Raw genomic sequence first — 19,015 nt, forward strand, 5'->3', positions numbered from 1 at the left:
GCCGCTCACAGGGCTTCGAAGGTGTCGGTGGCGGTGCGGTGTTCGCGTACGGCTCCGGTGTGCACCTCGTAGTACCAGCCGTGCAGGCGCAGTCGGCCCGTCGCCAGGCGCTGTTCGACGCACGGGTAGGACCGCAGGCGCAGCAACTGCGCGAGCACATGGTTCTGTACGGCGTCCGCGACCGCCGGGTCGTCCGCGTCGGCCGCCCGGGGCTCGGGCGCGGCGTGCGCGAGCCAGTCGCGCACGGCCGGGACGGCGGTCAGGTCGTCGCCGCGCACCAGAGCGCCGACGGCACCGCAGTGCGAGTGGCCGCAGACGACGACGTCCCTGACGCCGAGCACCTCCACGGCGTACTCGACGGTGGCCGCCTCGCTGGTGGGGAGCTCGGAGGTGTACGGGGGCACGATGTTGCCCGCGGTGCGCAGTTCGAACAGTTCACCGGGCCGGGCTCCGGTGATCAGGGCGGGCACGACCCGGGAGTCGGAGCAGGTGATGAACAGGACCTGCGGGGACTGGCCCTCGGCCAGCCGGGCGAACTTCTCCGGGCGCTGTCCGTGCGCACGGGCGTGATCGATGAGGGGCTGCATTGTCAGTTCCTCCTGGCGCGCTTCGTTCGACGCGTCGGTGTACGAGAACGTGGCATATGCGGGTACGGCGACATGGCCCCACGTCGACGCGCTCGGCCAACGTGGCGTGGTGAGGGGAGGGCGGTGTCAGTCCGTACCGGACGGGTGGCTCAGCAGCGGAACACCTGGAGTGCCGCTTCGGTGTGAGCGGTCGAGGGTCTGGATATGTGCGGCGAGGCGGGCCGGACGGCCGCCGCCGGTCCGGCCGGGGAGTCGTCGTACGCCGACGGCGTCGGCGCCCCCGGGAGGGGGCCCGCGGCCGTGCGATGGCGGTCGCGGGTGCGCAGCGGGCCGGTGCGACCCGCCGGATGGCCGATCCCGCCGCAGGTGACGGCCTCGTCCGCGTCGTCCGCGCGCTTGCTCGTGACCGGCTCCGGGGAGCCGGCGGCGGTCGCATGGGTCCGGGACGCGGAGGTGAAGGAGGTGGTGGTGGGCGCACAGAGCTGCAGGGCCAGCAGGACGGCGGACAGGGCCGTCAGCACCCATCGGACCGTCGTGCCGCGAACCATGCGCCCCCCTCCCCGCCACGTGCGTCCGTCACGGATGTCTTGACCAACACATTAACCGGGGCCGGTTCGTTTGCAGGGTCAACTTCGCGTATCAGGTAAAGGAGAGCCCAAAAACCGAGGTGAGGATGGCCGGAACGCGCCGGTGGCGCACAACCGTTTGGGACTGTTACGCCTTCACAAGACCCTTTGCGTCACGGGCGAGGGCGGTGAGGCGGGAGATCGCCCGGAAGTACTTCTTGCGGTAGCCGCCCCTCAGCATGTCCTCGCTGAACAGCTGGTCGAACGGCAGTCCGGAGGCGAGTACCGGCACCTCCCGGTCGTAGAGCCGGTCCGCGAGCACGACCAGCCGCAGCGCCGTCGACTGGTCCGGCACCGGCTGGACGTCGGTCAGGCATACCGCCTTCACCCCGTCCGTCAGCGCGCCGTAGCGGCTCGGGTGGACGCGGGCGAGGTGCTCCAGCAGGTCCGGGAATGCGTCGAGCGAGGCACCCTCGGTGGCGTACGCCGTCTTGCCGACCTGCTCGTCGGTGAAGGGCGCCGGGGCCTCGGGCAGGCCGCGGTGCCGGTAGTCCTCGCCGTCGATGCGCAGCGTGCGGAAGTGCGCGGACAGGCCCTGGATCTCACGCAGGAAGTCGGCGGCGGCGAACCGGCCCTCGCCGAGCTTGCCCGGCAGGGTGTTGGAGGTCGCCGCGAGCGCGACGCCCGCCTCCACGAGCTTGCCGAGCAGGGTGGAGACCAGGACGGTGTCGCCGGGGTCGTCGAGTTCGAATTCGTCGATGCACAGCAGACGGTGCCCGGAGAGCGTGCGGACGGTCTCCTGGAAGCCGAGCGCGCCGACCAGGTTGGTCAGCTCAACGAAGGTGCCGAAGGCCTTGAGGGCGGGCTCCGCCGGGGTCGCGTGCCACAGGGAGGCGAGCAGATGGGTCTTGCCGACGCCGTAACCGCCGTCGAGGTAGACGCCGCGGGGACCGGCCGGGACCTTCGGGGCCTTCGCCTTGCCGAAGCCGAAGCCGAGCAGCGAGCGCCTGGCGGGCGCGGACCGGGCACCGCCGAGCCCCGTGGCGAAGCCTTCGAGGACGCGTACGGCCTCGATCTGGCTGGGCTGGTTCGGGTCCGGGATGTACGTCGAGAAGCGGACCGAGTCGAAGCGCGGTGGCGGCACCATCTCGGCGACGAGCCGGTCGGCGGGGACGTGCGGCTCGCGGGCGCACAGCGACAGCGGGGCCGCTTCGGCTATCGGTTCGATCCCGGTGGCGGCGGAGGATGAGGACACGGTTCCCCATGCTAAAGGCCGTGCCACACTGCACGTCATGCGACGCCTGTTCCCTGTGACCGACGAAACAGCGGCCCGGCCGGCCGGCACGCCCTTCGGGGACGCCGAGGCCACGGGCGCCTCCCCGGAGGGCGGACGCCCCGCGGGAGACAGCGCCGACCGCGAGTGGAGCCTGCAGGAGCTGGCCGCCGTGTACGCCTACCCCGAGCCAGGTCCCGGCGCCCGGGAGCCCTGGCTGCGCGCCAACATGGTCTCCTCCCTCGACGGCGCCGCACAGCACGAGGGGCGCTCCCAGCCCATCTCCGGCACCGCCGACATGCGGATCTTCGGCACGCTCCGGGGCCTCGCGGACGCCGTGCTCGTGGGTGCCGAGACGGTGCGGCGCGAGGGCTACCGCCCGGCACGGGCGCGTGCCGCCTTCGCGGGCCTGCGGGAGGCGGCCGGACAGGCCCCCGCGCCCGCGATCGCCGTGGTCAGCGCGAGCCTCGACCTGGACTTCTCGTGGCCGCTGTTCACCTCGCCCCTGGTGCCCACGCTGGTGCTGACCGGCGCGGCGGCGGCGCCGGACCGGGTGGCCGCGGCCGAGAAGGCAGGCGCCCGCGTGGTGATCGCGGGGGACGGCATGGGCGTGGACCCCGACCGCGCCGTACGCGCCCTGGCGGATCTCGGCATGACCCGGCTGCTGACCGAGGGCGGCCCGCGCCTGCTGGGACAGCTGATCACCGCGGGGGTTCTGGACGAGCTGTGCCTGACGGTCTCCCCGATGCTCACGGCGGGCGACGCGCAGCGGATCGCCGGGGGCCCCTCGGTCGCGGTGCCCAGGCGCTTCGAGCTGGTGTCGCTGCTGGAGGAGGAGGGGTTCCTCTTCAGCCGCTACCGCCGGCCCTGACGGGGTGGCGCCGGTCCCTTCGGCGCAAGGCCGGGCCCCTTCCGTTCGTTCTCCGGCAGGCACACTGGTGAGATCTTGCCAACCCCGTGCGGTCCCGGGGCAGGATGGTTTCCGCAGGGCCTTGACGGCCCGCGGACGACAGAGGCCCCCGGCGGGGCCCTCGGAGGAGGAAGGGGCGCCTGCCGTGTTCACGAGCGTACTGATGATCGAGAAGGCCCTCACATCGGCCGATGTGGAGTTCGTGACGACCTTGCACGGTGAGGAGCCCGTCTCCTTCCACGTCCTGCTCCAGCCGCGCGGCGACCAGGCCGACCGCCTGCTGCGGGCCATCGACGACATCGCCCTCGGCGAGCTGGACGAGGCCGCGCACGAACGGGACACCCCGGAGGGCAAGGACGCCGCGGCCCTCGGAAAGCAGGCCCTGGAGGTGTCCCTGACCGCCCTGCGGGCGGCCGGCAGCGAGGCGGAGGGCCGCCTCATCGAGGAGCATCCGCTCGATGCGCTCAAGACACTGGTCGACGAGGTCGACGCGGACGAGGTGATCGTGCTGACCGACCCCCACTACGTGGAGGAGTTCTTCCACCGCGACTGGGCGTCCAGGGCCCGGCACAAGGTGGGCGTGCCGGTGCTGAAGCTGTTCTCGCACAGCAAGGCGTGAGCAGCGCGGAAGGCCTGTCGCGCGCACGATACGGCTAGGGTGGTGTGCCGCTCGACGTTCGCCGCACCACTCCAGGGAGACGCACATGGCCCCCGGCCTTCCTACCGCCATGGACCGACCGCACTTCATCGGCATCGGCGGCGCCGGAATGTCGGGCATCGCCAAGATCCTCGCGCAGCGCGGCGCCAAGGTGGCGGGCAGCGACGCCAAGGAATCGGCGACCGCCGAGGCCCTGCGGGCGCTGGGCGTGACCGTGCACATCGGGCACGCCGCCGAGCACCTCGCCGACGACGCCAGCTGCGTCGTCGTCTCCTCCGCGATCCGGGCGGACAACCCCGAGCTGGCGCGCGCGGCGGAGCTGGGCATCCCCGTGGTGCACCGCTCGGACGCGCTCGCCCGCCTGATGGACGGCCTGCGCCCGATCGCCGTCGCCGGCACCCACGGCAAGACGACCACCACGTCGATGCTGGCGGTGTCCCTGACCGAGCTGGGCCTCGCCCCCTCGTACGCGATCGGCGGCGACCTGGACGCCCCCGGCTCCAACGCCCTGCACGGCGAGGGCGAGATTTTCGTCGCCGAGGCCGACGAAAGCGACCGCAGCTTCCACAAGTACGCGCCCGAGGTCGCCATCGTCCTCAACGTCGAACTGGACCACCACGCGAACTACGCGTCCCTCGAGGAGATCTACGAGTCCTTCCGGACCTTCGCGGGCCGGATCGTCCCCGGCGGCACGCTGGTGGTCACGGCCGACCAGGAAGGCGCGCGTGAGCTGACGCGGCGGCTGGACGGCTCGGTGAAGACGGTGACGTACGGCGAGTCGGAGGACGCCGACGTCCGTATCCTCTCGGTCGTCCCGCAGGGCCTGAAGAGCCGGGTGACGGTGGACCTCGAGGGCACCGAGCTGACCTTCACGGTCTCCGTCCCGGGCCGCCACTACGCGCACAACGCGGTCGCGGCCCTGGCGGCGGGCGTGGCGCTGGGCGTCCCGGCGGCCGAGCTGGCCCCCGCCCTGGCCGCGTACACAGGGGTCAAGCGGCGCCTCCAGCTGAAGGGCGAGGAGGCCGGCGTCCAGGTCATCGACTCGTACGCGCACCATCCGACGGAGATGACCGCGGACCTGGAGGCGATGCGGGCCGCCGCCGACGGCTCCCGCATCCTGGTCGTCTTCCAGCCCCACCTGTTCTCCCGCACCCAGGAGCTGGGCAAGGAGATGGGCCAGGCGCTGGCCCTCGCGGACGCCTCCGTGGTCCTGGACATCTACCCGGCCCGTGAGGACCCGATCCCGGGAGTGACGAGCGAGCTGATCATCGCGGCGGCCCGGGCGGCGGGCGCGGAGGTGCGGGCCGTCCACGACAAGGCCGAGGTCCCCGAGACCGTGGCGGGAATGGTGAAGCCGGGGGATCTGGTTCTCACCATGGGCGCGGGCGACGTCACGGACCTCGGCCCGCGCATCCTGAACCGTCTGTCGAAGTAAGGGGCTGACACAGCATGGCGTACGACGTGGAGAAGCCGGACGAGCAGTGGCGCGCGGAGCTGACTCCGGCCGAGTACGCGGTCCTGCGCCAGGCCGCGACGGAGCCCGCCTTCACGGGCGAGTACACCGACACCAAGACCAAGGGCGTCTACTCCTGCCGCGCCTGCGGCGCAGAACTCTTCACCTCCGGCACCAAGTTCGAGTCCCACTGCGGCTGGCCGTCCTTCTACGACCCGAAGGACAGCGACGCCGTGGAACTGGTGGAGGACCGCTCGCACGGGATGGTCCGCACCGAAGTGCGCTGCGCCCACTGCGGATCGCACCTCGGTCATGTCTTCGAGGGCGAGGGCTATCCGACCCCGACGGACCAGCGGTACTGCATCAATTCCATCTCGCTGAGGCTGCTCCCGGACGAGGGCTGACACCGGGCGACCCCGTGGGGCCGGGCGGGAGCTTCCCGCATCTGCGAGGGATGGATCCCGTCCGGTGCCGCAGGAGCCAGGGATATGCGGGGCTCGGGTGGGCGGATGCGTTTGTGCGGGGTTGCCGCGCGGGTACCGTTGCCACGGAGGTGGTGGCCCGTGAGCCGGTCCCGGACGCGGCCGGCCGCCGGCACCGGACCGGCGGCGGAGCTCGCACTGACCGGGGACCTCGCGCGTCCGGTCCGGCTGACCGTGCCGGACCTCGGCGCCTGGCCTCAGCACCGGGTGCGGGTCAGTTTCGAGTGCGCCACCGGCGGCGTACGGCACCACCGGTTCACCGGCCCGCTGCTGTACGACGTGCTGTCGGCCGCGGGGCCCGGCTTCGACCCCGCCCGCCGCAAGGACCGGCTGCGCTTCCTGATCGCCGTGACCGGCGCGGACGGCCATCACGCCCTGTTGACCTGGGCCGAGATCGACCCGGACTTCGGTCGGGCGCCCGTGCTGCTCGCGGGCGGTGCCGACGACACCCCGCTCGACCGGTCCGGGCCCCAACTGGTGCTGCCCCAGGACCGCTGCGGGGCACGGTACGTCAGCGGCGTCCGCGCGATACGGGTGGACGGCACGTTCGGTCCGGGGGCCTGACGGCGACGCGCCCCGGCGGGGGCGGGCTCCCGACACGTGATGTCACCGGCTCAGTGCGGCAACACCCGCCGTCTAGACTCTCCCCGCAACTGCCCGTGCGACATCGGCCGGGGACCGGGCCGCTCCTGCCACACCCGAAGGGTATTCGGCACTTTGATACGGATAGATTCAGTCACCAAGCGGTACCCGGACGGCACGGTGGCGGTCGACCGGCTGTCCTTGGAGATACCCGACCGCTCGATCACCGTCCTCGTGGGCCCTTCCGGCTGCGGCAAGACCACGACCCTTCGCATGATCAACCGGATGGTCGAGCCGAGCGAGGGAACGATCACCATCGACGGTGCCGACATCAGCCGGCAGCCGGTGAACTCGCTGCGCCGCTCGATGGGTTACGTCATCCAGAACGCCGGCCTCTTCCAGCACCGCACCATCGTCGACAACATCGCGACCGTGCCCCGGCTGCTCGGCTGGAGCAAGGACCGGGCCCGGGCACGCGCCCGGGAGTTGATGGAACGGGTCGGACTCGACGCCTCGCTGGCCAAGCGGTACCCGTACCAGCTCTCCGGCGGTCAGCAGCAGCGTGTCGGCGTGGCGCGGGCGCTCGCCGCGGACCCGCCGGTGCTGCTGATGGACGAGCCGTTCTCCGCCGTCGACCCGATCGTACGCAAGGGTCTCCAGGAGGAACTCCTCAGGATCCAGGACGAGTTGGGCAAGACCATCGTCTTCGTCACCCATGACATCGACGAGGCGATCCGGCTCGGCACGATGGTCGCCGTACTGCGCACCGGTGGCCGGCTGGCGCAGTACGCCCCGCCCGCCGAACTGCTCTCCTCCCCGGCCGACTCCTTCGTGGAGGACTTCCTCGGCACCGATCGGGGCATCCGGCGCCTGTCCTTCTTCACCTCCGAGACGCTGGAGCTGAAGAAGACACCGATCGTCGCCGTCGACTCCACCGCCGAACAGATCGCCTCCCGCACCGACCCGGACACGCCGTACCTCCTCGTCACCGGCCTCGACGGAAGGCCGCTCGGCTGGAGCGAGCCGGAGGACCTGGTCGCCGGGGAGATCGAGACGGAGCGACTGCTGCCGTACGGAAGGCCGTTCGTCCACGGCAAGGACTCGTTGCGTGCCGCACTCGACGCTGCCGTGCTCTCGCCCACCGGCTGGGCCGTCGCCGTGGACGGTGACGGACAGGTGATCGGCGCCGTCTCGCAGCAGACCATCGGCGAGGCCATCCGCAGCGCCCACGCCGAGGGCCGCGACGACGCCAAGGTCGCCGGATGACCGGGTTCTTCGACATCCCCAGCGACCTCCAGCACAGCTGGCTCGGCCTGATCGGACTGCACCTGCGGGAGGCCCTGCTGCCGGTGCTGGCCGGACTGGTCGCCGCCCTGCCGATCGCCCAGCTGTGCGCGCGGTTCCGCTGGCTGTACCCGCCGGTGCTCGGCGTGACGACCGTGCTGTATGCCGTCCCGTCGCTGGCGTTCTTCGTCGTCCTCATCGACTACACCGGCCAGACCGAACTCACGGTGATGATTCCGCTGGCCGTCTACAGCCTGGTCGTGCTGGTCCCGGCGATCGTCGACGGCGTCCGCTCGGTGTCGCAGGAGACCCTCGCCGCGGCCACCGCCATGGGCTTCGGGCCGCTGCGCCGTTACCTCCAGGTGCAGTTGCCGATCGCCGTGCCCGCCATCCTCGCCGGGCTGCGGGTGGCGACCGTCTCCAGCATCAGCCTGGTCAGCGTGGGCGCGCTGATCGGCAACCAGGGCGCGCTCGGCAACCTGCTGGCCGACGCGATGTTCTACCACCGGCCCGTGCTGGCGGTGAACTCCGTGGTGACGACGGCCGTCCTGGCGATTCTCGTGGACGCCCTGCTGGTGCTCGTCCGGTTGGTACTGACGCCCTGGATGCCGCCCGGCGCGCGCCCGAAGCGGAAGGCAGCAGCGCGGCCCGAACCGGCCGCCGTCGCGGGGGAGGAGGCGGCCCGGTGAACGTACTGAACTTCGTCAACGCCTTCTTCGGCGACAGCGCCCACTGGCACGGCTACGACGGTATCCCGCACCGCCTGCTCGAACACGTCCAGTACTCGCTCACCGCACTCGGCATCGCCGCCGCCATCGGACTGCCGGTGGGCCTGGTCACCGGCCACACCGGGCGCGGTGGCAATGCGCTGGCCCTCGTCGCGACCGCCGCCCGGGCACTGCCCAGTTTCGGGCTGCTGGTGCTGATGTTCGTGCTGCTCGGGCTCGGACTGCTGCCCGTGATGATCCCGCTGGTCGTCCTCGCCGTACCGCCGATCCTGGTCACCACGTACGAGGCCGTGCGCTCCGTCGACCCGTCCCCGGTGGACGCTGCACGAGGCATGGGCATGACCGAGCCGAGGATCCTGCTGCGGGTGGAGGTCCCCGTCGCGCTCCCGCTGATTCTGAGCGGGCTGCGGTCGGCGGCCATCCAGATCGTGTCCACGGCCACCATCGCCGCGTACGTCAGTCTCGGCGGTCTCGGTCGGTACATCGTGGACGGCCTCTACCAGCGTGACTACGAGAAGGTCGTGGGCGGCGCCACGCTGGTGGCGGTTCTGGCGCTGGTGACGCTCACGGTGTTCTGGGCGGTGACCCGTGTCGCCGTGTCCCCGGGGGTGCGCAGGAGCGCCTGACGGACGGCGCGGTCCCGATCCCGGGACCGCCACCGTTCGTCAACGGGCCACGCACCGAGGCCAATCGGTGACCAGATGGGACTTGACTGACCCGGAACCGGCTGGATTGGATCAGTGAGTGCGGTGCTCGCACCCCCGCACACAAGTGCCAGGTCCAGCCCCAACGCCCTCAGCCCGGAACGGGAATCGTGACTTCTACCGCGAACACCAGCACGTCCAGCAGGAGACTCCCCGGCGCGGCCGCCGTCGCCCTCGCCGCCACGGCGGCACTGCTCGCGGGGTGTTCCTCGTCCTCCGACAACAAGTCCGACAACCCGCTCTCGGGCGACAAGGCGAGCGGTGACACCGTCGTCGTCGGCTCCAACAACTTCGCCGAGAGCATCCTGCTCGCCGACATCTACGGCGAGGCCCTCAAGGCCAAGGGCATCAAGGTCGCCTACAAGCCCAACATCGGCACCCGCGAGACCACCTACGGCCTGCTCAAGAACGGCTCCGTCACGGTCCTTCCGGAGTACAACGGCGCCCTGCTGGCCTATCTCGACAAGAAGGCGGCCCCGAAGACGGTCGCCGCCACGACGGCCGCGATCAACGCCAAGCTCGACTCCAAGCTGACGCTGCTCGACCCCGCGCCAGCGCAGAACAAGGACTCGATCACCCTCAACGCGGCGACCGCGAAGAAGTACCACCTCACCGACAAGTCCAGCATCGCGGACCTCAAGGACGCCGCCAAGGACCTGGTCATCGGCGCCTCGCCGGAGTTCCAGACCCGGCAGCAGGGCCTCGTGGGCCTGAAGTCCGTGTACAAACTGGAGTTCAAGTCCTTCAAGGCGCTCGACGCGGGCGGTCCGCTGACCCAGGCCGCGCTGCAGAAGAACACCGTGCAGGCCGCGGACATCTTCACCACGGACCCGACCATCGCCAAGGAGAAATTCGTCGTCCTGCAGGACACGGAGAACCTCTTCGGGTTCGAGAACGTGCAGCCGCTCGTATCCAGGTCGGGGCTGCCGCAGAAGGGCGTCGACGCGCTCAACGCGGTCTCGGCCAAGCTCGACGGCGCCGCCCTGCTCGACATGGACGGCCAGGTGCAGCTCGACGACAAGGACCCGCTCGACGTCGCCAAGGCCTGGCTGAAGTCGGTCGGCCTGGGCTGACCCGCACGCCCGGCCCGAGCCAGTGTCCCGGCCACCCGGGGACACGGTCGCCCGCGTCCCGCCCCTGGCGGGGCGCGGGAGCATACGCGGGACGGAAGGGGCGCCGGCTTCGGTGACCAGGCGGGCGAAAGGCGAAACCGCGGTGCCTCCGCCCGCCCGTGCTCCCTCCCCCCCGTCTCGCGGGGCCGTCCGCCCTCAGGCCGGGCGTCTTCGGTCTCCCGGCCGTTCCCGCCTCGGTCGGCGCGGCCCGCAGGAGCGCCCGGGCCGCGCCCGGAGACGGTCCCGCTCCTGGCCGCCCCTTCCTGAGCGGGCCCTGCCCCCGGTCGGCCGCCGCCGCTCCACCGCCCGGCCGACCGGTTACTCTCCGTACACAGCTGTCGTCCCGCCGTACGTCCTGGTCCGCCGGCTGGCCGGCAGTGCCCCGTCGCCGGGGCTCGGCGCCGGGGATTCCGGGCCTCGGGCACCCCGGCCGGCCACGCTCCGGATGACGTCCGGCCCGCGGTGACGCATCCTTGCAGAGGTGCGATCGGGGTAACCGGATGCCCTGAGCGAGCGAAGGGAGAGGTGCCGGCGCCTCCCCCTCGAAACCGGGCGGTGTGTGGGCATGGCCAAGAACGAGACGAGCGGCACGGGGGGAGTCTCCAGTGACGCGGTGTTCGGCGCGCCCTGCTGGGTCAGTCTGACCACGCGCGACGTCGAGACCACCGAGGAGTTCTACCGGGCCGTGTTCGGCTGGGAGTGGCGGCCGAACAGCCTCGGCGACCGGTTCAGGGTCGCGCAGGTGGACGGGGTGCCCGTCGCCGGGATCGCGGCCGTGGCCTCGATGTGGCAGATGGCCGTGGCCTGGACCGTGTACTTCGCGGTCCCGAGCGCCGACGACGTCGCGTCCCGCTGCCGCGAGCGCGGCGGCACGACGGCCGTCGGACCGCTCTCCCTGCCACCCGGCCGGGCTGCCCTGCTCGCGGACCGCGACGGGGCCGTCTTCGGCATCTGGGAGGGCCGGCTCATAACGGACTGGGAGATGTGGCGCGAGGCCGCCCCCACCTTCATACGGCTGCACACCCGCAACGCCTTCGACGCCGCCATCTTCTACGGCGAGGTCCTCGACTGGGCCTCCTCGCGCAAGGGCTGCTGCGAGGTGCAGTACGACGGCGACGAGGTCGTCCTGCGCAGCGGGGACGTGGTGGTCGCGCGGATCCACTCGGGGGCCGTGGAGTCGGCGCCCGACCCCACGGTCCGCCCGCACTGGCAGGTGAACTTCGCGGTCGCGGACGTCGACGCCTGCGTACGGGCCGCCCGTACCCATGACGGCGAAGTGCTCCAGTGGGAGGAGGGGGCCGAGGAGGCGGTGCTGGCCGACCCGGACGGCGCCCGCTTCACGGTGACCTCCAAGCGGGAGCCCTGAGCCCGGAGCGACTGTGCGGGGCCCCGGGGTGTGACTTTCCGGGGGTCAGGGCGCGGCCGGGTCGACGGTGGGGGACTCCGCGCGCCGGCGGCGCAGCAGGCGTCGGCGTGGCTCCTGGTCCGGCAGCCAGCCGAAGGCCAGACAGCTGCCCGTCACGCCCAGCAGCAGGCCGATCAGGAAACCGCCGAGGTTGGACGTGAGCCAGGTGCCCAGGGACACCAGGACGCCGACGATCGAGTAGAAGAGCCGCTGCGCCGGGCTGAAGAGGATCAGCAGACCGCACAGCAGCATCACCACCGGCAGCAGATAGCCCGCCAGACCCTGCATGCCGATGTGCACGATCACCTTCAACGACGCCCTCTCCGTGAGGAGGATCTCCGTCCCGCCCAGCGCGAGCAGCAGCCCGCCCGAGAAGGGGCGGCTCACCCGCCGGCGCCGGAGGGCGGACCTCGCCCGGCCGGACATCAGCACCCCGTGTCTTTGAAGCCGAGCTTGAGGCCGGGAAGCGTGAACACCCCGGCCGTGGTGGCGTAGTCAGTCTGACGCAGATTGCCGATGTGCACCGTGTCGGCCTGCTGGCTGAAGACGCCCTCGGCGCCCTTCACCCCGCCCTTGTCCAGGGTGCTCGCGTCGTTGCCGATCTCGATGCCGTGGAACGCGGCGTCGCCGGACATCACGGTCGAGTCGGTGGTCAGATCGCTCGCGGTCACCTTGTCCTTGCCGCCGCCCGCGGTGATGTACAGGTTGGTCCCGCCCAGGTCGACGCTCTGGCACAGCTTGGTGAGCGTCGCGTTCTTCACCACGGAGGTGACGACCAGCACCTGGCCGCCGGTGTCGCCGGCGTTCGGGCTGTCCTCCGCCATCGTGTCGAGGTCGCCGAACTGCTCGAAGCCGGTGCCGTCCAGGTCGGCGGCGGTGACCGTGAAGGGCATGCCGGAGATCGCGAACTGCACGCCCAGCGCACCCTGGGCGGTCATGATCGCGAGACCCGCGGCGATCGCGGTCGCAGGCACCGCCATCACCGCGGCGCGGCGGAGGCGGACCCGCCCGCATCTTGCGGGGGGTGTCCCGAGGGAGGAACCGCTTTCCGGGTGCGCGGGGGTGGAACCGGGGGACGCCGTGGCGTCCGAGGACGAGGCCATGTCTGCTCCTGGGCATGGGGAATGCGGGTAGGGCTGCACTGGCGGGTGTCCTGGCGCGGACAGCGGCCTCCGTGCGACGTCTCCTCACACCTCCCGGTGAGTGCCAGGGCTTTCACATGGCACGGCAGTGACCGTGCGAGGAAGTTACCGGTGGTTACACTCAGGGTCAAGGGAGCTGTGAGGGAATGGTGGCGAGGGTGTGAACCTCAACTTCACCGCTTGTATTGACGTTGATGGTCCATCAGCTCTACAACTGCGACAGTTCCCCATGGATCCGTGGCGCCGGATCCGTCGCACCGCGCACGTCGCTCTCCGGCCCCACCCGGCAGGGGCATCGCGACACCTGAGCCCGCGCGGTGCGATGCACGGCCCCCATCGCCTTCCCCGCGATCCGGTTCCCCTCCGCGACACCCGCACGGCCGTCTCCCTCTTACCGCGGGCCCGCCCCCGGCGGCCGACGGCCGCTGCCGGCCCGTCACGGACGGAGAAGGCGTCACGGACCTGCAGCGGTATCCCTCACCCGCACAGCCCCCACTTCGGAGAAGAGGCACCCCCATGCCCATGCGTACGCCCCGATCCCTGCTCGCTCTCACCGGCGCCGCCGCGGCCCTCGCCTTGTCCGCGGCCTCCCCCGCCTCCGCGGACAGCGCGGTGCTCGCCGCCGGGGGCACCGCTGTCGCCGTCGGCGATGTGCTCAACGCCTCGGTGGCCAGTGGCACCACCGCCACGCTCTACTCCAGTGCCACCGGCACCAGCGGTGTCTCCTGCACCTCTTCCGCGTTCACCGCCACCGTCACCGACAACCCGGCCGCGCCCGGCACGGCCACGGAGTCGCTCACCGGACACACCTTCACGAGCAGCAGCTGCACCAGCAATGTCACCGGTGTCCTCGGCGTCACGAGCATCACCGTCGACAACCTGCCCTACACCACGACGGTCGCCTCCGACGGCACGCTGACGGTCACCCCGGCCGCCGGCTCCACCATCCAGACGACGGCCAGACTGCGCACCCTGCTCGGCACGATCACCTGCGTCTACCAGGCCACCAGTCTGACCGGCAAGGCCGACAACGCCGACAGCAGCCTCACCTTCACCAACCAGCAGTTCACGAAGTCCTCGGGATCCTCCCTGTGCTTCGCCAACGGCTACTTCACCGCGAAGTACGCCCCGGTCACCGACACCAGCCGACCGGGGAACCCCGCCGTCAGCGTCAACTGAGGCCCGGCGCGCAGGCCGCCCCGGACCGAGCGGGACGGGGCGGCCGTCCCGGCCGGCTCACCCGCGCCGGCGGCGCAGCGTCAGCGCGGCACCGCCGGCGAGTACCGCGAGCACCGCGGCACCGCCCGCCAGCAGCGGGACCGACGGACCATCGTCCCCAGCGTGCACGGTGGCCGCCGCCGGAGAGCCGGCCACGGTGGCGGCCGCCGCGCTCGGCGCCGTGGAACCGCTCGGCGCCGAATCGTCCGGGGACGGTGCGGGGGTGCCCTTCTTCTCGTCGGCGCCGGAGGCACCGGGGGCGCCCGACGCACCGGAGGCGCCTGATGCACCGGAGGCGCCCGACGCGGGGAAGACCACGTCGGAGCACGAGTAGTACGTGTCCGTCGTGCTCGTGTTCCGCCAGATCGTGTAGAGCACGTGGTGGCCCGAACGGTCCGCCGGGAGCGTCGCCCGGATCCGGTACGCGCCCTTCGTCAACGGCGGGTCCGTGACCTTGGCGAAAGGCTTCGCCGGAAGGTCGGACCAGGTCAACGGCTTCGTGTGGTCGTATCCCGGTTTCGTCAGGAACAGCTCGAACGTGCCCGTGTGCGGGATGGTCGAGCTGTACGTCATCGTCAGCGCGGCCCCGGGCGCGAGCCGGGTGGAGGGCCAGTCCGCGCGCGCCAGGTCGAGGCCCCGGTAGGCGGGCAGCCCGCCGCTGCACAGCCGGCCGTCCGGGATGAGCTGCCGGTCCCTGCCGTTCACGTCCGCCACCCGCAGGTTGTCCCAGGCCGTGAACGGGGCGCCGTCCGCCGTGACCGCCGCCCGGCACGCGGCGGTGCGCTCCCGGCCGCCGCCCTCGGGCGAACAGGCGACGACCCGGCTGACCGGGTCCGTGGGCGCGCCGTGGGCGAGGGCCGGGGTCGCGGGCAGCAGCGTGACCGCCACGGCGACGGCGGCCGCGGCGATGGTGCGGTGTGCGGTCATCCGGTGTCTCCAGGCGCATCGGGTCCGGCGGGTGCGTACCGAGGAGTACGGGGGAACGGCGACGCGCGTTCACCCACGGCGCCCAGGGTGCGCGAAGAGCGGTGGTCGCAGCGCGGCGGACGCCTGTCGTGGAGCGCTCCTGACTTGCCGTCGCTCGGAGCCGGGCGGTGGTGGCGGTTAGCGTAGGGCCATGACAACGGAGGGCGCCCGAGGGGCGGTCGAGGTGATATGTCCGGGCTGTGCGTCGGACGGGGCTCAGGCGGTGCCGGAGGTCTGCGCCGACCACGCCGCCGGGCGCGAGGGCCTGGCCGACCGGCTGGCGCGGTCACCGGGCGTGCCGTCCCGGTTCGACAGCTGCCTGCACTTCGTGGAGGGCATGCTGATGGCGGGCGTCGGTGTTGCCCTCGCCTACGGCGGGGTCGACGGCGGCCGGCCGCTCTTCGCCGTCGGCGGCTCGCTGCTCGCCGTGCTGGTGTTCGCCGGCACGATCGTCGTGGTCCGTGGCGAGGGCCGTGAACGGGCCCTGGTGGCGGCGGGCGCGCCGCGTGCCGACGCGCTGTGGCGATCGGCGTACTACTGTGCGGGATGCGCGTCGGTGTTCTGTCCCGGCGGGACTCCGTGGCAGGGTCGGCTGACGCCGGAGCAGTTCAAGAAGCTGGTCTGGACCGAGGCCGGCTACGGCAAGCAGCTCGAGGAGCGGTTCACGGACGTGGAGCTGCCGCCCGGCATCCCGGCCGGCCCTGGAGGAAGCCGTGACCATGCCTGACGCCCCCGTGATCCTCGCCGACGAGCCGGGTTCCTTCGCGCACGGTGTGCTCGCCGCGCGGCACCCGGCCCTCATCCGTGCGGTGCGGGACGCCTTCCCCTACGGTCCCGGGCAGCGGCAGGCACTCGACGCGCTGCTGACCAGTGCCATCGAGGGTGTCATCGAACCGCTCGGCACGGAGGACGACGAGCGCTGGGTGGCATGGGGCGCGCGCGAGTACCTGGGCCGCTCCTGGTTCCAGGTCCCCTTCCTGTGGTCCGAAAGCTACTTCTACCGCCATCTGCTCCAGGCCGCCGGCTACTTCGGCCCCGGCGCCTGGCGGGGCATCGACCCCTTCCGCCCCTTCAAGCTCGCCGAACTCGACGCTCCGGAGACGGACGAGGAACTGGCGGCCCTCGACCGGCTGACGGGGCGGCCCGAGCAGGAGCAGGCACAGGCACTGCTCCACGGCTCGCTCTGGGGCAATCGCGCGGACCTCGGCTTCCGGCTCTCCGCACCGGGCGCCACCACGGCCGTCTCCCAGCTCGTCGCCGACGACAGCGACGTGCTCTGGTCGCTGCTGCCCGTCGGCACCGTCTGCCTGGTCGCGGACAACGCCGGCCGGGAGCTGATCCCGGACCTGCTCCTCCTCGACCATCTGCTCCACCACGGGCGGGCCCGGCGGGCGCTGCTGCATGTGAAGCCGTACCCCTACTACATCTCCGACGCCACCACGGCCGACGTCGTGGACGCCGTACGCCGGCTGACCGCCGCCAAGGGCGCGGCCGCCGACGCCGGGGAGCGCCTGTGGGAGGTCATGGCCGACGGCCGTCTCGAGGTCAGGGCGCACCCGTTCTCCTGCGCCCCGCTGCCGTACGCGGACATGCCGGAGGACCTGCGTACCCAGTTCGCCGCGGCGGACCTGACGATCTTCAAGGGCGACCTCAACTACCGGCGTCTGGTGGGCGATCGGCTCTACCCGCCGACGACCCCGTTCGCGGACACCACCGGCTGCTTCCCGGGCCCGGTGGCCGCGCTGCGCACCCTGAAGTCCGACGTGATCGTCGGTCTGGAGGCGGCCACCGAAGCCGCCCTGGTCGCCGCCGAGGGACAGCGGTGGCGCACGAACGGCACGCACGCGCTGATCCAGGTACGGCCCTGACCGTCATGTCAGCCGCAGCGGCAGCGACTTGATGCCGTTGACGAAGTTCGAGACGAGCCTGGTGGGCGGCGCGGCCAGACGGAGTGCGGGCAGGGTCCGCAGCGTCTCCTCGTACAGCACACCCAGTTGCAGCCGGGCGAAGTGCGCGCCGAGGCAGACATGCGGGCCGTCCCCGAAGGAGACGTGCGGATTCGGCGTCCGGAACAAGTCGAGTGTGTCCGGCGCGGTGAACACACGCTCGTCCCGGTTGGCGGAGGCGTGGAAGACGACCACTTTGTCGCCCGCGCGGATGCGCTGCCCGGCCAGCTCGGTGTCGCGGGCGGCGGTCCGCCGGAAGCTGAGCACGGGCGGATGCCAGCGCAGCAACTCCTCCACGGCGAGCGGCAGTCGGCCGGGCCGCTCGCGCAGTGCGTCGTACGCCCCCGGATGACCCGCCAGGGCCAGCAGTCCACCGGGTGCGGCGGAGCGTACCGTGTCGTTCCCGGCGATCGTCAGCAGGAAGAAGAACATCTCCAGCTCGGGGCCGGTGAGTTCGGGGTCCGTGGCGAGCGTGGTCATGATGTCGTCCGCGGGGTGGTCCCGCTTGTGGGCGGCCAGTTCCTGCGCGTACCCGAACATGTCCCGCAGGGCGGCGGGCGAGCGCGGGTCCACCGGCCGTCCCCCGGCGTCCGGCCACGGTCCGCCGGCCTCGTCCGGGTCCTGGTAGCCGATCACGCGCTGCGTCCAGTGCAGCAGCAGACCACGGTCGGACCCGGGCACACCGAGCAGGTCGGCGAGGTTGAGGACGGCGTAGTCGTCGGTGACGGCGGCGACGACGTCATCTGTGCCGTCACCGGCCCGCGCCCGGTCCACGGCCCCGGCGAACAGGGCCCGGGCACGCGCCCGGGCCACCTCCGCGAACCGGTCGATGCGCCGCGGGGTGAAGGCGCGGCTCACCAGTCGCCTCAACCGTCTTTGGCCGGGCGGATCCTGATTGAGCATCATGCGCCGGATGAAGGGCAGGTCCCCGGGATCGGGGTCACGGATCTGGGTGGCACCGAGGTACGAGGAGTACGTCGCCGAGTCCTTGAGCACGCGCACGACGTCGGCGTGCCGGGTCACCGCCCAGAAGCCGGGCCCCGCCGGCCAGCCGAGCACCTCCGGCTCCTCCTGCCAGGCGACCGGGTGATGGTCGCGCAGGATGCGGTACGCGGCGTGGGGCACCCCGTCGGCGTACCGGCGCGGGTCGAAGACGTCGGGGACGGGCGGCGCCTGCCGTGGGTTCACGCAGGGGTGTCCTCGGCCCGCAGGAAGCCCTCCACCGTACGGATCAGGTCGAGGGGTGTCTCGTCCATGGCATAGTGGCCGGCCGACGGCAGTTCGACCAGCGAGCCGCCGGGATACCAGCGCAGCCAGGTCTCCCGCATCAGCCCGGCCGTGAGTGCGGGATCGAGGGCGCCGGTGACGGCCAGCGCGGGCACCGTGGAGCCCTTGACCTCCGTGTGGAAGTCCTCCCGGGCCCAGGAGTCCAGCCACGTCCGGAACGCCGTGGCGTCGCTGTGGGCCAGCGACCGCGCGACCATCCGGTTCAGCCAGGCGGCCGGGGCCCTGCCGCCGGTGGTGACATCGAGGATGACGCGCCGGTTCTCCGGCTTGTGCGCGGCGCCCGCGAACAGTTCCCACTGGTCGGCGGGCAGCGGCAGTCCCGAGGCCGGGACGGGCGAGACGCCGACGATTCTGCGCAGGCGTTCGGGGGCGAGTGCCAGCAGCCGCTGCGCGACCGCGCCGCCCATCGAGTGCCCGACCACCGAGAACCGGTCCCAGCCCAGCCGGTCGGCCAGCGCCAGGAGGTCGGCGGCGGCCTCGGCGGTACCGAACGCACCGGAGGCGTCCATCGCCGCTCCGTACCCCCGTAGATCCACCAGGGCGTAGGTGAAGGCTTCGCGGTCGAGATCCGGCAGCACCGTCGCGTACGCGGCCCGGTCGGCGAACCAGCCGTGCACCGCGAACACCGTGTGGGCACCATGGCCGTGCACTTCATGAGGCAGCACGAAGGAGGTCATGCGACCACCGTGGCCCTCAGAGGGAGGAGCGGCAA

General features: G+C 72.0%; 21 protein-coding genes. 13 read left to right on the forward strand and 8 right to left on the reverse strand.

The window, feature by feature from the left end; all coding sequences use genetic code 11:
* Positions 1-5: 5 nt before the first annotated feature.
* The 3 genes from LZ604_RS08800 to zapE form a co-directional block, all read right to left on the reverse strand.
* On the reverse strand, positions 6-587 hold the full coding sequence (locus LZ604_RS08800) for a carbonic anhydrase (RefSeq protein WP_234513925.1): 582 nt from the start codon (positions 585-587) through the stop codon (positions 6-8).
* A 149-nt stretch (positions 588-736) separates the two neighbouring features.
* Positions 737-1,135, reverse strand: coding sequence for a hypothetical protein (locus tag LZ604_RS08805; protein WP_234513926.1), 399 nt, complete (start codon positions 1,133-1,135; stop codon positions 737-739).
* Between the two features lie 166 nt (positions 1,136-1,301).
* The gene (zapE, locus tag LZ604_RS08810) at positions 1,302-2,408 is read right to left on the reverse strand and encodes a cell division protein ZapE (protein WP_234513927.1); all 1,107 of its coding nucleotides are present in this window, start codon (positions 2,406-2,408) and stop codon (positions 1,302-1,304) included.
* A gap of 37 nt (positions 2,409-2,445) precedes the next feature.
* Here zapE and LZ604_RS08815 point away from each other — a divergent pair, with 37 nt between their 5' ends.
* From LZ604_RS08815 to LZ604_RS08860, 10 genes are all read left to right on the forward strand, one after another.
* Positions 2,446-3,297 (forward strand): pyrimidine reductase family protein, encoded by an 852-nt coding sequence (locus LZ604_RS08815; RefSeq protein ID WP_234513928.1) that lies wholly within the window; start codon positions 2,446-2,448, stop codon positions 3,295-3,297.
* 184 nt (positions 3,298-3,481) lie between these two features.
* The gene (locus LZ604_RS08820; RefSeq protein WP_234513929.1) at positions 3,482-3,955 is read left to right on the forward strand and encodes an indole-3-glycerol phosphate synthase; all 474 of its coding nucleotides are present in this window, start codon (positions 3,482-3,484) and stop codon (positions 3,953-3,955) included.
* An 85-nt stretch (positions 3,956-4,040) separates the two neighbouring features.
* Positions 4,041-5,429 carry a UDP-N-acetylmuramate--L-alanine ligase gene (gene murC / locus LZ604_RS08825; protein ID WP_234513930.1) on the forward strand — a complete coding sequence of 463 codons (1,389 nt, stop codon included), beginning with the start codon at positions 4,041-4,043 and terminating at the stop codon, positions 5,427-5,429.
* 14 nt (positions 5,430-5,443) lie between these two features.
* Positions 5,444-5,851, forward strand: coding sequence for a peptide-methionine (R)-S-oxide reductase MsrB (gene msrB, locus LZ604_RS08830; protein ID WP_234513931.1), 408 nt, complete (start codon positions 5,444-5,446; stop codon positions 5,849-5,851).
* Positions 5,852-6,010: 159 nt separating this feature from the next.
* A complete protein-coding gene (locus LZ604_RS08835) occupies positions 6,011-6,493 on the forward strand; it encodes a molybdopterin-dependent oxidoreductase (protein ID WP_234513932.1) in 483 nt (160 codons plus the stop codon).
* Positions 6,494-6,646: 153 nt separating this feature from the next.
* Complete coding sequence (locus tag LZ604_RS08840; protein ID WP_234513934.1) at positions 6,647-7,777, forward strand: ABC transporter ATP-binding protein; 1,131 nt, start codon at positions 6,647-6,649, stop codon at positions 7,775-7,777.
* Positions 7,774-8,484 (forward strand): ABC transporter permease, encoded by a 711-nt coding sequence (locus LZ604_RS08845; protein ID WP_234513935.1) that lies wholly within the window; start codon positions 7,774-7,776, stop codon positions 8,482-8,484. Before LZ604_RS08840 ends, LZ604_RS08845 begins: the two co-directional genes overlap by 4 nt.
* Entirely contained in the window at positions 8,481-9,149 is a 669-nt protein-coding gene (locus LZ604_RS08850) for an ABC transporter permease (protein ID WP_234513936.1), read from the forward strand. Before LZ604_RS08845 ends, LZ604_RS08850 begins: the two co-directional genes overlap by 4 nt.
* Positions 9,150-9,337: 188 nt before the next feature.
* On the forward strand, positions 9,338-10,300 hold the full coding sequence (locus LZ604_RS08855) for an ABC transporter substrate-binding protein (protein ID WP_234513937.1): 963 nt from the start codon (positions 9,338-9,340) through the stop codon (positions 10,298-10,300).
* A 604-nt stretch (positions 10,301-10,904) separates the two neighbouring features.
* The gene (locus LZ604_RS08860) at positions 10,905-11,705 is read left to right on the forward strand and encodes a VOC family protein (RefSeq protein WP_234513938.1); all 801 of its coding nucleotides are present in this window, start codon (positions 10,905-10,907) and stop codon (positions 11,703-11,705) included.
* A gap of 45 nt (positions 11,706-11,750) precedes the next feature.
* Here LZ604_RS08860 and LZ604_RS08865 read toward each other — a convergent pair whose 3' ends face one another.
* Together LZ604_RS08865 and LZ604_RS08870 are read right to left on the reverse strand one after the other, a co-directional pair.
* Positions 11,751-12,170, reverse strand: a complete 420-nt coding sequence (locus tag LZ604_RS08865) for a DUF6114 domain-containing protein (RefSeq protein WP_234513939.1) — start codon at positions 12,168-12,170, stop codon at positions 11,751-11,753.
* On the reverse strand, positions 12,170-12,847 hold the full coding sequence (locus tag LZ604_RS08870) for a DUF6230 family protein (protein ID WP_234513940.1): 678 nt from the start codon (positions 12,845-12,847) through the stop codon (positions 12,170-12,172). The genes LZ604_RS08865 and LZ604_RS08870 overlap by 1 nt, the downstream gene beginning before the upstream one ends.
* Positions 12,848-13,408: 561 nt before the next feature.
* Here LZ604_RS08870 and LZ604_RS08875 point away from each other — a divergent pair.
* The gene (locus LZ604_RS08875; protein WP_234513941.1) at positions 13,409-14,065 is read left to right on the forward strand and encodes a Tat pathway signal sequence domain protein; all 657 of its coding nucleotides are present in this window, start codon (positions 13,409-13,411) and stop codon (positions 14,063-14,065) included.
* A gap of 57 nt (positions 14,066-14,122) precedes the next feature.
* Here LZ604_RS08875 and LZ604_RS08880 read toward each other — a convergent pair whose 3' ends face one another.
* The gene (locus LZ604_RS08880; protein ID WP_234513942.1) at positions 14,123-15,031 is read right to left on the reverse strand and encodes a lytic polysaccharide monooxygenase auxiliary activity family 9 protein; all 909 of its coding nucleotides are present in this window, start codon (positions 15,029-15,031) and stop codon (positions 14,123-14,125) included.
* Between the two features lie 190 nt (positions 15,032-15,221).
* Between LZ604_RS08880 and LZ604_RS08885 the strand changes: the two genes are divergently transcribed.
* Both LZ604_RS08885 and LZ604_RS08890 read left to right on the forward strand, forming a co-directional pair.
* Positions 15,222-15,797, forward strand: coding sequence for a hypothetical protein (locus LZ604_RS08885; protein ID WP_234513943.1), 576 nt, complete (start codon positions 15,222-15,224; stop codon positions 15,795-15,797).
* Positions 15,790-16,938, forward strand: a complete 1,149-nt coding sequence (locus LZ604_RS08890; RefSeq protein ID WP_234513945.1) for a damage-control phosphatase ARMT1 family protein — start codon at positions 15,790-15,792, stop codon at positions 16,936-16,938. Before LZ604_RS08885 ends, LZ604_RS08890 begins: the two co-directional genes overlap by 8 nt.
* Before the next feature lie 3 nt (positions 16,939-16,941).
* On the opposite strand, the gene LZ604_RS08895 is transcribed toward LZ604_RS08890, so the two are convergent.
* Positions 16,942-18,204 (reverse strand): cytochrome P450, encoded by a 1,263-nt coding sequence (locus tag LZ604_RS08895; RefSeq protein WP_234513947.1) that lies wholly within the window; start codon positions 18,202-18,204, stop codon positions 16,942-16,944.
* Positions 18,201-18,980 (reverse strand): alpha/beta fold hydrolase, encoded by a 780-nt coding sequence (locus tag LZ604_RS08900; RefSeq protein ID WP_234513949.1) that lies wholly within the window; start codon positions 18,978-18,980, stop codon positions 18,201-18,203. Before LZ604_RS08900 ends, LZ604_RS08895 begins: the two co-directional genes overlap by 4 nt.
* Positions 18,981-19,015: the final 35 nt, after the last annotated feature.

This window comes from Streptomyces glomeratus, assembly GCF_021462825.1.
Lineage (GTDB): Bacteria > Actinomycetota > Actinomycetes > Streptomycetales > Streptomycetaceae > Streptomyces > Streptomyces glomeratus.